Origin of the sequence: Vibrio renipiscarius, assembly GCF_000827885.1 — a bacterium.
In the GTDB taxonomy this organism is placed as follows: domain Bacteria; phylum Pseudomonadota; class Gammaproteobacteria; order Enterobacterales; family Vibrionaceae; genus Vibrio; species Vibrio renipiscarius.
Genome location: NZ_JTKH01000003.1, coordinates 91093 through 104892, shown reverse-complemented (window position 1 = coordinate 104892; position 13800 = coordinate 91093). Strand labels below are relative to the sequence as shown.

The 13800-nt window shown below is 42.5% G+C and carries 11 protein-coding genes; 8 read left to right on the top strand and 3 right to left on the bottom strand.

Going from position 1 to position 13800, the window contains the following annotated elements; genetic code table 11:
* Positions 1-13: 13 nt before the first annotated feature.
* The 4 genes from OJ16_RS00750 to btuD all read left to right on the top strand — a co-directional run bounded on the left by OJ16_RS00750 (position 14) and on the right by btuD (position 4927).
* Positions 14-1810 carry a M3 family oligoendopeptidase gene (locus OJ16_RS00750; RefSeq protein WP_040986415.1) on the top strand — a complete coding sequence of 599 codons (1797 nt, stop codon included), beginning with the start codon at positions 14-16 and terminating at the stop codon, positions 1808-1810.
* Between the two features lie 242 nt (positions 1811-2052).
* Positions 2053-3081 carry a succinylglutamate desuccinylase gene (locus OJ16_RS00745; protein WP_040986413.1) on the top strand — a complete coding sequence of 343 codons (1029 nt, stop codon included), beginning with the start codon at positions 2053-2055 and terminating at the stop codon, positions 3079-3081.
* Positions 3082-3189: 108 nt separating this feature from the next.
* Entirely contained in the window at positions 3190-4185 is a 996-nt protein-coding gene (btuC, locus tag OJ16_RS00740) for a vitamin B12 ABC transporter permease BtuC (RefSeq protein WP_040986411.1), read from the top strand.
* Positions 4172-4927, top strand: coding sequence for a vitamin B12 ABC transporter ATP-binding protein BtuD (gene btuD / locus OJ16_RS00735; protein ID WP_040986409.1), 756 nt, complete (start codon positions 4172-4174; stop codon positions 4925-4927). The genes btuC and btuD overlap by 14 nt, the downstream gene beginning before the upstream one ends.
* A gap of 118 nt (positions 4928-5045) precedes the next feature.
* Here btuD and OJ16_RS00730 read toward each other — a convergent pair whose 3' ends face one another.
* A complete protein-coding gene (locus OJ16_RS00730) occupies positions 5046-5621 on the bottom strand; it encodes a nucleoside triphosphate pyrophosphohydrolase family protein (protein ID WP_040986407.1) in 576 nt (191 codons plus the stop codon).
* Positions 5622-6369: 748 nt separating this feature from the next.
* Between OJ16_RS00730 and OJ16_RS00725 the strand changes: the two genes are divergently transcribed.
* Genes OJ16_RS00725 through OJ16_RS00715 form a run of 3 tightly spaced genes read left to right on the top strand, consistent with a single transcriptional unit; the run spans position 6370 to position 10075 of the window.
* A complete protein-coding gene (locus tag OJ16_RS00725) occupies positions 6370-7593 on the top strand; it encodes an ABC-three component system protein (protein ID WP_040986405.1) in 1224 nt (407 codons plus the stop codon).
* Positions 7590-8099 (top strand): ABC-three component system middle component 4, encoded by a 510-nt coding sequence (locus tag OJ16_RS20270; RefSeq protein WP_408063493.1) that lies wholly within the window; start codon positions 7590-7592, stop codon positions 8097-8099. The genes OJ16_RS00725 and OJ16_RS20270 overlap by 4 nt, the downstream gene beginning before the upstream one ends.
* Entirely contained in the window at positions 8099-10075 is a 1977-nt protein-coding gene (locus OJ16_RS00715) for a hypothetical protein (protein WP_040986400.1), read from the top strand. Before OJ16_RS20270 ends, OJ16_RS00715 begins: the two co-directional genes overlap by 1 nt.
* Before the next feature lie 798 nt (positions 10076-10873).
* Here OJ16_RS00715 and OJ16_RS00710 read toward each other — a convergent pair.
* Both OJ16_RS00710 and OJ16_RS00705 read right to left on the bottom strand, forming a co-directional pair.
* Positions 10874-11464 carry a DUF1415 domain-containing protein gene (locus OJ16_RS00710; protein ID WP_040986398.1) on the bottom strand — a complete coding sequence of 197 codons (591 nt, stop codon included), beginning with the start codon at positions 11462-11464 and terminating at the stop codon, positions 10874-10876.
* A gap of 56 nt (positions 11465-11520) precedes the next feature.
* Entirely contained in the window at positions 11521-12729 is a 1209-nt protein-coding gene (locus tag OJ16_RS00705) for an MFS transporter (protein ID WP_040986397.1), read from the bottom strand.
* A 100-nt stretch (positions 12730-12829) separates the two neighbouring features.
* Here OJ16_RS00705 and OJ16_RS00700 point away from each other — a divergent pair, with 100 nt between their 5' ends.
* The gene (locus tag OJ16_RS00700; protein WP_040986395.1) at positions 12830-13708 is read left to right on the top strand and encodes a LysR family transcriptional regulator; all 879 of its coding nucleotides are present in this window, start codon (positions 12830-12832) and stop codon (positions 13706-13708) included.
* Positions 13709-13800 lie beyond the last annotated feature (92 nt).

The following is a 13800-nucleotide window of genomic DNA, read 5'->3' as shown; positions in this document are numbered from 1 at the left end:
GAAAGGAAAAATAATGACCACACCGAGTTGGAACTTATCTATTGCTTATCAAGATATTCATGATGCAAAAATTGCCCAAGATATTCTCTTAATTGAGCAGTGTATTGACGTGCTTGAGCAACATGTTGAGCGTCGTGAGGCGATCAGTGTGATGCAAAATGCGATTCAGACGAAAGAGGCGGCCGGTAAACTGCTCTCCACAATCAACACCTTTGCTCAGTGCCATGCTTCTATTGATGCGGTTAACCAAGAGGCGAAAGGGTTAGTGGGGCAAATTGCGAAACTCAGTTCGCAATTGTCGCAAGCGTACACACCTTATCAAGAGACACTGGCCAACGCGCCGCTGGCCACAATTCAACAAGTCTTGGATCACGATAGCGGTGATGTTTATGGACAAGCTTTTTTGATTGCATGCGATCGTCAGATCGCCGATACCAAGCTCAGTGTCGGGCAGGAGCAATTGTTGACCGCAATGGGGGTTGATGGACGCGATGCCTGGGGGCGATTGTACAATAACCTGACTGGCGCGTTGCAGATCGACCTCGAAGACGGTACTCAATTAGGTTTTTCACAAGCGGCTAGCTTGCTTTACGGCACTGATTTTGAAAAGCAAGAGCCTGCGTGGCGTGGCATTCAAAAAGCGATGCAAACTCATCAAGAGAGTTTTGCCGCGATTCTAAATGCGCTATCGGGTTGGCGTTTGAGTGAATATCAAAAACGTTCTTATGCCACTGACGTCCACTTCCTTGACCCAAGTTTACATCAAAGCCGCATTCAACCAGAGACGCTTAACGCGCTGATTGAAACCACGAAAGCACAACGAGAGATCGGTCAAAAGGCCGGTCAACTGATGGCAAAAGTACATGGTTTAGAACAAATGAAACCATGGAATCACCTAGCGGGTATGCCAAGTTTATCCGGTGATGCGCCAGAGACGTATTCATTTGATCAAGCCATCACCGTCATCAAACAAGCGTTTGCGGAAGTCGATCAAGAAATGGCAGACTTTGTCGACTTGATGGTTGAAAATGGTTGGATTGATGCAAAACCGACACCGAATCGACGCTTAGGCGCTTATTGCACCAAGTTTGCGGCCACACGCACTCCGCTTGTCTTTATGACATGGGGTGGGAGCCGTTCAGATCTTATGACGCTCGCCCATGAATTGGGGCATGCATTCCACAACTGGGTGATGCGTGATATGCCATTGTGTCAAACTCGCTACCCAATGACGCTGGCGGAAACCGCGTCTATTTTTGCTGAAAATATTGTTCGTGATTTCTTGCTAGCGAAAGCACAAACGCGCCAAGAAAAACTGGAAATGCTGTGGGAGGAGTTATCTTCTGCGTATGCGCTTATTGTGAACATTCCGGTTCGTTTTGAATTTGAAAAGCGTTTCTATGAACGTCGCCAAACCGGAGAGTTAAGTGCTGAGCAACTTTGTGAACTCATGGATGAAACATGGCGTGATTGGTACGGCGATTCAATGAGCGAAAGCGACCCGTATTTTTGGGCGAGCAAGCTGCATTTCTCTATTTCAGAGGTCAGCTTTTATAATTATCCGTATCTGTTTGGTTACTTATTCAGTAAAGGCGTGTATGCGCAACGCGAGCAGAAAGGTGAGCACTTTTATCGAGATTATGTGCAGCTATTACGAGATACCGGCTCGATGATGGCGGAAGAGGTGGTGGAGCGACATTTGGGGATGGATCTGACTCAGCCCGCATTTTGGCAGCAGAGCCTTCAAATGGTGAATGAAAAAGTCACTCAATTTGAGGCATTACTCGCGCAGCAAGACGAAACTCGATAAGGAATCCGTTTTAGATCAACAAATTTTCATTTTATCTTATGGTACAATCATTTAGCCGAGTCATTACTCGGCTATTTAGTACCGTATTTGCTTTCTTCTCTATATGAATCTGAGATTTATGTAGTGTGGTAATATTTGTTTTTTGGATGAAGCACGTGATCCCTATTCATAAGTGCGATCGCCGCAACAAAATTGGTTGAAACATTTTATTAACATATCGCTGTGCAATAGAGGAGTAACGCATGACGAAGAAATTATTTCGACAATCTTTTCTTTTTGACAGCTTAGACCTAACCAACGACATGCCTGCGGGCGAAGCGGTTGTTGCGTCAGGTACGCGTTTTAAACTTCACAAGCGCGGTGTTTTGGAAGTGATCCCCGCGCATCTTGATACAAACAGTAAACACGTGGTGATTTCGTGTGGCATCCATGGTGACGAAACCGCGCCGATGGAACTGATTGACAAGATTATTGATGATATCGAAACTGGTTTTCAGCCTGTCAAAGAGCGATTGCTCTTTATCATTGCCTATCCTGAGGCAACGAATGCTCACACGCGTTGCATCGAAACGAATCTTAATCGACTCTTTGATAACAAGCCGCATGCGCCTAGTAAAGAATTGCCGATTGCCGAGCAATTAAAGGAATCGGTGAGCGCGTTCTATATCGGAACGGAAGAAAGCCAGCGTTGGCATTTTGATTTACATTGTGCCATTCGCCCATCGAAACACTACTCATTTGCGGTAAGCCCGAAGACTCGCCATCCGGTTCGTAGCCGAGCGTTAATGACGTTCGTGTGCAGCGCCCATTTAGAAGCCTTACTATTCTCTAATGCGCCATCGAGCACATTCAGTTGGTTCAGTGCCGATATGTTTGCCGCGCAAGCCTTGACGGTGGAGTTAGGCAGTGTTGCGAGAATAGGGGATAACGATTTACGCAAAATCGTAGCGTTTGATTTGGCGTTGAGAGACCTAATAAGCGCGAGTGAAGCGGAGCATTTTCCTCGTAAGCCAATCATGTATCGAGTCAGTCGGACCATTGTGCGCATTCACGAAGATTTTGGTTTCTTATTTGATGACAATGTTGAAAATTTCACGAGCTTTAAACACGGTGAAGTGTTTGGTCACGATGGCGATAAACCGTTGATGGCCAAAAATGAGGAGGAAGCGATTGTCTTTCCGAATCATGATGTTGAAATTGGTCAGCGTGCGGCATTAATGATTTGCCCCGTACAAGTGCGCTTTGAAGATGACCAAATCGTCTACGATTAAACACGGCATACCAGTTTTGTCTTTCTATTCTAATGGCCTAACGGTATCGTTGGGCCATTATTTTTTGCTCTAAGTATCGTACGTGATACGGATTTAACACCGCTTATTATGGAATTTACTCAACTGCTTGTACGCAAGCATAAACGATGGCAACAAACAATTGCATGGGTAGCGGTATCGCTAGTCATCATCAGCGGCATTTATCTCATGGTGGGTGAGTTATTTATCAATCCATTCGAGACGCTTTCTTCTCTAGAGCAACAATTAATTCATCAATTACGTCTCCCTCGTTTGCTATCAGCGGTTGCAATTGGCGCTTCATTGGCGGTGTCTGGCGCGGTATTGCAGGTATTACTGGGTAATGTCTTGGCTGAGCCGGGCGTGCTGGGTATTTCAGGTGGCGCAAGCGTGATGATGGTTCTGCTGCTCTTTTTCTTGCCTGCGTACGCAACGCCAATTGGTTTTATGGTCTCCGCGGTTTTTGGCGCAATGGTGTTCACCTTATTGCTGGTGGTCATGACACGTGCTCTTCGATTAACCACGACCCGTTTGTTACTGGTTGGGGTCGCCTTGGGGATTCTATCGGGCGCAGTGGTCACATGGGCCTTCTATTTTAGCGATGATCTGAGCTTGCGCATTTTAACTTATTGGCTGATGGGCAGTATTGGCGGCGCAAGTTGGTATCAGCACGTTCTGACGCTTGTGATGATCCCTGTGATTATTTGGTTGTGTTGCCAAGGTGCGCTACTCGATAAAATGATGATGGGAGAAACGCACGCAAAACAACTGGGTATTGATGTTGAATCGGTACGTTGGAAGCTTATTTTGGGCATCTCCATTTTAGTAGGCGGGGCCGTCGCGCTTGGGGGGGTGATTAGCTTCGTTGGGTTAGTCGTGCCGCATTTGCTCCGTTTGGCATTGGGCAGTGAAAACCGCTACTTGTTGCCAATTTCGGCGTTGTCTGGTGCAGTGCTTGTGGTGTTTGCCGATTTGATTGCGCGTACCGCGCTTGATGCGGCTGAATTACCGCTGGGAGTCGTAACGACGACCATTGGTGCGCCGATTTTTATTTGGATGTTGGTCAAAAATCATGATGCACATTAATTCAATCCATGTTGGCTCGCGATTGTTGCCGTTGTCGTTTGAGGCAAAGCCGGGCGAAATTATCCATGTTATTGGTCCGAATGGCAGCGGAAAAAGTACCTTATTGAGTGCTGTTTCGGGTTTATTAGAATCGCAAGGTTCAGTGAGAATGGGGGATATGAATATCAAGCAACTTTCTCTTTCTCAACTGGCGGATTATCGAGCATTTTTAACCCAGTCGGATCGTCCGGTGTTTAATTTGGAGGTGGCGCATTATCTCGCCTTGTCCATCCCTGCACCGGCAAAGCACAACACGAAGGCAATAGAAGAGGCGATAAATGAACTTGCAGATTGTTTGCAACTTCACGATAAGCTACACCGAAGCATCCACCAATTGTCTGGTGGTGAATGGCAGCGAGTACGATTGTGTGCGATTTGTTTGCAAATTTGGCCAACACTCAATCCCGTCGCAAAATGGTTGATTTTGGATGAACCCGCAGCCCCTCTCGATATTGGTCAAGAAGCATTGCTTTACCGTTTAATTGATAAAGTCGCTGCGATGGGTCTGACTGTTTTGATGTCGAATCACGATTTAAATCGAACACTAAAACATGCGGATAAAGCCCTCTTACTGGATAAAGGCGTACTGCAAGGGTTTGGCTGTGTCGATGAAGTACTGGCTCCGAGTTTATTGTCGCGCGTGTTTAACACTCAAGTAGAACGTGTTGAACTGGCCGATAAGAGTATTCTTGTTTTTGACTAGTGTTGATTGGGCTGGCGCCGCTTTGAGACAGCGATTGTAGCGAGTATGGCTATTTTCGTTCGCAGATTGCAGAGAGTAAAAAACCGCCATGAAGGCGGTTTTTTGTTTTTCAGCTCGATTAACGCGTCAGAGGGACAAGATCCGCTGGACGGTAATGAACAGATTTTAATACTTTGCCTTGGCGAATCGTTTTGCCTTCTGAAACAAAATCTTCAGCACACTTAGCAATGATGTAATCGCCTTTGGTCACCGCCATCAGTTTGATGCCTTGCTCAGCGTAAAACGCTTCAGTTTCAGCGTATTCCGTTTCGTTGCGGCACACCTTGCTCATGTTGCTTGAGTGTACTTCGTCCCAACAAGGCAGGAACTCGATGCCGCGGTTAACCGCAACATTCAGCAGCAAGTCAATCAGGTAGCTAATAGCAACGTTGTCTTCCACTTTCTCGTGGCCAAGGTGCACAAGGCGACCCATTAAAACGTAAACACTATCAATAATGGCATCCGCTTGCTCTGTTTTAGAGTCAGCTTCAGCAAGCTCAGTAAGCTCTTCAATTGCCAGTGAAGTGTGCAGGGTATCGGCTTTGTCGTCTAAGCTTTCTGGCGCCGCAACCGGTAGGTCGAAGGTGCTACGGAATTCGTTAATATCACGGTATAGGTGATCGAAAATTTCTTGAGTCAGTTTTGATAAATACATGCGCTTAATCCGGCAAAAACAATATCGCGCAATTTTAGCAAAGGAGCGCTCGCCTCGCTATGTCTTGGGGCGAATTAGTCGTTCGTTCGAGTAAGAAAGCACACCAAGCGCATCCACTTATCGGTATTGGATGGTTTTCACGCTGAGTGAAATGAGTCAGTCTGCTTTTCAAATGGGAGAGGGCATAAACTTGGGAGCGATTTGGCTGGCAGGGAGCTTACCGCTAACACGTTTGTGATCCGAAGTATGTTCCGCTTGTTACTTATGTGCCTCTTATTAGCCTACTCATCAGCGGCCCAATTACTCTTTGCCTTGCCAAAGAGTAATCAGAAAGGCGCTTTGGTTCGGTAGTCGTTGTTCGGTCGGTTTTAGGCGTTCCCGACGCCGAAAACCTAAAAATGCGTCCTGCATTTTTGCCTAGAGTAGTATTTATCTTGGGCGCATTGAAATCCCCTTCAAATGGGGAAGTTCTGCCCAGAACCTTCACAGTTGGCACTTCATAACACAGAATTGTCCCATTGTGAGTTACGCCTCCAAGTAAAACAATGATGATACCTAGTCAACTTTGATATACAAAAAGTAACGAGAGACGAAAAGGCGAGACCTGATCCCATGAGTTTGTAACAGGTAAGCCGTGCGGAAAGTAAGGTTTTTTGAACCATAATCAACTAGATGCTGTTATGCTTCCTAACTAATTGATATATTGTCACTACTTTGTTTGCCATGTTGTCATTAGGAGTACAAGAGGATGGCTCAAGATTTTGATTTTTACCAGAAAAGAGAAGGGTGTCGCAATCTTGTGTTGTTCGTACACGGGTTTACAGGAGACTCAAAGAAAACTTGGACGAATGCAAATGGTACTGCGTTTCCGGAGCTCTTGTTAGCTGATGAAACGATTTCAGATAACTTCGATGTTGCTTCATATAATTACTTCACTGAGCTACTAAATCTTTTTGCTGACACTAAAGAAAAAGCAAGACGCATTCGAGATTTGATTAGGAGAAGGACCCACAAAAAAGAAAGAAATCTTGATATAGACGAGCTTTCCAAAAATCTATCTAGCCATTTGAGGTTTTCTCTAGAGCAGTACGATAATATTTATGTGATTGCCCATAGTATGGGAGGGTTGATTACTAAAAGCTTGATTAAAAACGATCTCAACCTCAACAGTCACACCAAGGTAAAACTCTTCATTTCATTGGCTGTTCCGCATCAAGGTGCTTCAAGCGCAGTTTTGGGAAGTATTATTAGTAGCAACTTACAAATTTCAAACCTAAACCCTGTGGAACAGTTTATTACCGAGCTCAATCAAAGTTGGGTATATCTAGATTCCAAGCCAATCACAAAGTACTTTTACGGAGGTTACGATAATATCGTTACTAAGTATAGTGCAGTTGCTATCGACAAAATTGAAAAAGACATTGTTTCAGTTGCTGAAGATCATACTACAATTTGTAAACCTGAAAATAATCAGGCTATTGTATATCTCAGTGTACTTAAATTTATTAAAGAACAATTTAAGAATGAAGAGTTGAGTGACATAGGATTTCAAAAGTTAAATGATTCAGATGGTTCTGATTTGGATAACGAACTTTTTGTCTTAAAGTTAATTGTTGCTAATATAGAAGAAGATACTCAAGATAACGCTAAAGAGTTATATTATAATGCAGAGTTTGTAAGAAAGCTGTTTAACTCAAGGCATGATAAAGAAAAGTTGGAAAGATTATTTGTAAATATTCGACAGCTATATAAAGATAGTTACGATAAATATCTTGCAGATAATAGTGTTAATTCGGGGATCTTACTTTCTGAAGTACATACGAAGATAACCGAGCAGGATTCACTTCTACTCAAGTCGTTAATCCCTTCACTTCAGAATTTTCATAAAAAAGGAATGCTACACCAAATGGCTAATGATAGTACATGTGATATTTGGTGGTGTAAAGATAAGTCGATAGACAAGGTGAAATGATGAAACTACCGTTCGTTGAGCCAGATGACGATATTTATCTAAACATAAGTGTAGTTCTGATAATTATATATTACCTAAGCTCTACTAAACGTGGAGTATTGAAGATGAATAATGAACGAATTCATTTATATGAATACCTAGTTAGAAATCCACAGAAACTTAGTTATGTCTTACGTCAGTTAGGTAAAGGAAATCTAATTGTAAATAGAGACGACTACTCTGTATCTGCAATATCATATAATTTAGATCCATTGTTTGACAGAGATAGAATGAAGTATATTCTGACAATTTTGTCCCAGAAAAAACTTGTATGTGTTAGCTATAAAAGTAAAGAGGGATTTATGTACTCATTAACGGAGTCTGGGATAAAGATCGTTGAGGAACTAGAAGGGGAGTACTTTTCGGAAATTAAACTGTACGCTAAACAGCTAGTGTCGACGCTCAGTATAAATGTTTCTCAGTTAAATTCTATTTTAAATAAGTTAATTACAATAGGTGTTTTTTAATGGCAAGTAGTATTTTAATTAATGAGCTAATTGTTGTTGGCCATGAGAAAAACTATAGAGTTAAATTTTTTAAAGGCGTAAATATTATCTATGGGGATTCTGCAACCGGTAAATCAAGTATACTAAATCTGATTGATTACCTGCTTGGTTCCAAGAAGTTTGATCTCTACCCAGAAATTGAAGCTTCCGGTAAATATGCTGCTTTAGACGTCGAGCTAAATGGTACTAGATATACAATAAAAAGAGATATATTCAAGCCTAACCAACCAATTGAAGTCTATCCTTGCAATTTTGATTCTGTAGATAATCACGCTTGTAAAAAATACCTTCCTAGCTTTGCTAAGACCTCCGCTCATGGTGAGCTTGATTTTTATTCTGATTTTCTGTTAGATTCATTAGATTTGCCGAAAATTAAGCTGAAGGAGTCACCAACAAAAGATGACTCAAAACTCGTTAGACTTAGCTTTAGAGATATTTTTAAATTTTGTTATGTAGATCAAGATACACTGGGTAATAAATCATTTCTTAAACCAGATAACTACGTAGTACAAACTAAGAATAAAGAAGTTTTTAAATATATTTTTAATGCACTTGATAACAACCTAAGTACTTTGGAGGGCTTTCTTTCTGATAGGATTAGAGAACGAAAGGCTATTGAGAATAAATTCAATATGGTAGCAGAGTTTCTTAGAGAATCAGAATTTGAAACGCTTAGTACTCTAGACGATGGCGTGACCAAAATTGACCAAAAGATTATAGAAGTTGAGACGGCTTTAACAGAGCTAAATAAATCAAATGTCAGCGATAATGAAATATACAAAATAATAAAATCCGAGTTGGAAAAGATCTCTCTGGAGAGGAAAAGCTTTTTTCAGAAATCACAAGAAACAAAATTAAAAATTGAAAAATTCACTAGGCTTAAAAATGATTATGTAAATGATGTTAATAAGTTTAAAGCTTCTATTTCTGCCAGAAGTACAATTGGGGCGATAAATGAAGAAGTAGAGCTATGTCCCATTTGTGATAGTACATTAGATGTAAGTGTTGTTAAAGAACGGTTCACGATTGATGAGAAAGATAAGATTTCTCACGAGATAAACTTGTTAAAGCGGAGAATAAGGGATACTGAATCCATTGTTTCGCAGGCTAGACAAGAGTTGGATAATACTAACTCTGAACTAAAGAAACTTGATGATGTTGAAAGTGAAGCATTGAGATTGCAAGAAAAGAACACAAAGGAGCTAACAAGTCCATATTTGGCTGAGAGAGATATGTATACTCTACAGCTAGGCGAACTGAAGCAAAAAAGAAAGGATATAGTTAACAGGCTTAAAGTTAGAAATCAGCACAAGCACCTTTCAACAAATATTAAGTCTTTAGAAATTAGAATCGGTAAGTTACAAGAAGAAATTGATAACTTGAAGAAAACAGCACCTTCCATGGTTGAGGTGTTGAGTGATCTTGGAGATTATCTCGACAATTATCTGAAGTTTGTAAAAATCAAATCACCAAGTGATATTTCCTTTGACCCAGTTAGCTTTTCTGCAAAGGTCAGAGGTATCGAATATTCAAATCTCACGTCAGGTGGCTTGAGGACTATCGTAAGTATAGGGTATTTGTGCTCGCTATTAGAGGCGTCTTTGGAGTCGAATATAAATTACCCTTCTTTTCTCATGATAGATACTGTAGGTAAGTACCTTGGCAAAACGAAGGAGCAGAATTATGAAATCAGCTCTGATGAGAAAGTGGAAGACGAGATAGAGGCAGTGTCTGATCCAATGAAGTATAAGAATATCTATGAATTCATCATTGGGCTAACGGAAAAATTTGAGAACAGAGATAAAGTTAGTCAGGTTATTCTGGTAGATAATGATGTCCCCGATCATATAGTCAGTGATTTGTCAGGTTTTATCGTTGCACAATATAGTTCAGAAAGAGCAAATGGCCTGCCGGTCGGTTTTATTGACAATTTATAAAAGCAACTAGAGCCGTCAATCACTTTTAGTAAGTTTGGTTAGCGGCTGTCTGGTTTCAAGTTCAGAAAGGAAGAGTTAAACTTCTTTCGAATCTCAGGGTCCTCAAGTGTTTTAATTTTATAGTCCGGACAAGGGGTGCCGATGTTTTTTGATGTGAACTGAAAAATTTCTGGTGACGTCTTTCTTTTTACCAAAGCAAAATCTATCCGAAAGTCCGATATCAACTAGCAGTCGTAACACGGAACTGTCCAAAGGTGTGCTGACAAGGGGGTGAAACACCAAATGCCCCGTTATATACCACAGCAAAAATCTGGTTAAACCCAGCACTTGAGTCTGGGCTATTCCAACTAATGCAATCACATAAAATTTAGTCTTGTTTTTCTCTAGATAGGGCTAAATGAAATATTTTAATTAGTGGCTCTAAATTAAATGATACGCCAGCTATATTTGCATCAACCCATTCTTGTCGCGTGATGGTAGGCCACTCGATAGTGTAGCCAAGGATAAAGATGAGTTTGACTTCTTCTTTATAATCATACCTTCATAACCCAAGCTGGTTGTGAAGTTCTTTAAGCTAGGGGTAAACGTGGCTTTTTGGCGCTTTGAATTTGAGGTATTGGCCATATCAATGCTCCTCTTGTTAGTTGCATTAATTGTACATGACTAATCAGATAATGTCATGACGTAGCGATCTTCGCAAAGGAATGAGGCGCATCAGCACCATTGTGATTTAGTCATGTGAGCGATTAAATAGATTGTTAGCGCAGCGTGTCGGCGCTAACAATCATGATGATTGGCTTAACTGAATAGGTAAGGGAACAGTTGTTTACGTTCTTCGTCAGTGAGCGCGCCAACACGTGCAATGTTGATCTCTGGAATCGCTTCTGGATCAGGGTAGTGTTTTAAAATCTTCGCCATGCTCTCTTCGCGAATCAAGTGGAAAACCGGCACGGGTGAGCGATTGGTTAGGTTCGAGTCATCATCGGGTTCGCAATCAGCAAAACAATAATCCGGATGGAAAGTCGCGACTTGGAATTGACCATCCCAGTTTTGTTGGTGAATTAGTCCTTCAACCCAATCAATAAACAGATTGTAATCCCAAAAATCAGCCAGCATATTAGGAATAGCGACCAATACGGTTTCAAGTTCTTCCGCGGGTGTTTGCTCAAGTCTGAGAAACTGGTTAAAAATATCTTCTAACAACGCCTCTTCTTTGCTCGCTGAGCTGACGAAAATATCAATTTGTTTGTTGCGTTGTGGCTTTGCGGCAAAAGGGCAAAGGTTCAATCCAATAACAACATCGTTAAGCCATTGATTCACTTGTGCAGCGACGTCGGTGCTCTCATTCGATGGTTGAGCTGAGGCTTGGCTTGAGTGTGGACAATTCATTGTGTTTCCTGATGTTTGCATGCCGATTGAATTTTTATAATGGCATGAGGCTAGTTTTACCGGGCCATGATACCAGATTTCGTCATTTGGTTTTTAGGTTTTGCTTGTAGGCGTAAGCACAATCCGAAGAGGGCCAAGTAAAGGATACTTCCCGCCATCATCACTCCAATCCAGCCACTATGTTGCCAGCTATAGATAAGATAGAACCCACCTAAACTACCGCCAATGTAATAGTGAACGAGATAGAGGGCGGTCGCCGTGGCTTTAGCTCGTTTGGCTTTTTGGCTAACCCAGGCGTAAGCCAGAGTGTGGGTGAAAAACGCGCCAAAGCTGATCAACAGTAACCCTGCAACCATCCATATTAGGTGATCAAAGTAGGCCACGACCATGCCCAATAAGCTGATAGTCGTGCCAAGCAGCATGCCATTAACGGCGCTATAACGACGATTCCATGTTGCGGTGAGTTGGGCGCTTAATGTCCCCGCGAGATAGCACAAAAAAATCATCGAGGCGATGCCAATGGATAAATGATGAGGCGGTGCAACTAAGCGAAACGCCATCACAGAATAGAGATTTACAAATAGCGCGAAGTTCAATCCGCCAATTACCATCGCCAACCAAATCGTACGATTTTTCAAATGAGATAATAGGGCTCGATGGTGGTAACGCCACCGACCTTTTTGCGCTTTAAAATGACGTTGATGCGGCAGTAGCCATACGACGAGCAGTGTGCCGATAATGGTAACGATGGCCATTGTCAGTACGGCTGATTGCCAGCCTAAATGTTCAGTCAGCACGCCGCCAAGGATACGGCCACAAATCCCACCCAATGAGTTAGCGGCGATATACGTGCCAATCGCTTGGCTAAAGGCTTTTCCGCTCAGCTCTTCAACCATATAAGCCACCGCCACAGAAGCGAAAGCGGCCAGCGCAATGCCCATTGCTGCTCGTAACAACACTAAGCCGATTAACGAATCGGTGAATAACATCGCGCCGCTGATGAAGGGCAATGCCAGCAGCCCAAATAACATGACATTTCTACGGCCAAAGCGCTCAGAACTGACCGCCCAAGGGATCAGTGAGAGTGAAAGGGCCAGGGTACTGGCTGCGAAAATCCAATTGATTTGCGTTTCTGACACGGCAAAGTGCCCCGCCATATAAGGCAACATGGGCTGAAATAGGTATAAGTTACAGAAAACCAGAAACGAGCCAAGGGCGAGGCTTAACGTGACTTTATGATATTGAGGAGAGCGATATTCAATCATGACATCATCTGATTGTTGAGAGCAATTGTGATCAAATTATCAGTGTAACAGGGATAAATAAAATATATTAAAAATATGCACTCAATATAATTTTTATATCATGAACTCAAAACAGCTCCGCCATTTTGTTACGGTCGCCGAATTTGGACACTTTACGCAAGCCGCCAAAGCGCTGCACATCGCTCAGCCTGCGCTGAGTATTTCAATCAAGAAATTTGAACAAACACTGGGTATGGTGTTGTTTCACCGAAATGAAAAACGCGTCGAATTGACTGACGAAGGGCGGGTGTTGTTTGAACACGCTAAACGGGTCTTGCAACAAATTGAAGATGCGAAACTGGCGATGGATGAATTGAAAGGGTTAGAGAAAGGTGAAGTGCGACTGGGTGCGCCCAGCATGATGGGCTCGTACTTTTTTCCGCAGGTTTTAATGGCATTTAAAAGTCACTATCCGAACTTAAAGCTAGTTTTGATTGATGCGGGCACCAGTTCCATTCGTCAAATGTTGCTTGATGGCGAACTCGATATTGGTGTGATCAATCAAGATAACGTACCGGAAGATTTAGAAACCGATCACTTGATCAGCTCTGAAATGGTGGCGGTTGTCGGGCGTGAACATCCTTTCGCCGATCGCTCATCATTGAGCTTTGATGATTTTTTCCAACAAGAGTTGGTGATGTTTAAAGATGGCTATTTTCATCGAGATTATATTGAAGCAAAAGCGAAGCAGCATAACCATCAATTGCAATGTGGCTTTGAAACCAACTTGTTGCCACTTATCTTAAGCATTGTTCGCCGCGAATTTGCCATAACCGCCTTGCTGGAATTGGTGACTCACTATGAATCTGATCTGGTCGGGATTCCATTTGAACAACCGGTTAAGCTGGATTTGGCATTGGCTTGGCGTAAAGACGGTTATCTTTCTATTGCTGACCGCACATTCATTGAATTTGTGAAAAGCTTTACGCTAAATGGCTAAATGGCTAAATGGCTAGGGGGCTTGTCGCTCATCAATAGCAAAAAGAGCCGCGAACGACTCTTTTTAGATTGGACAGTGTAGGGTGTCGGGGA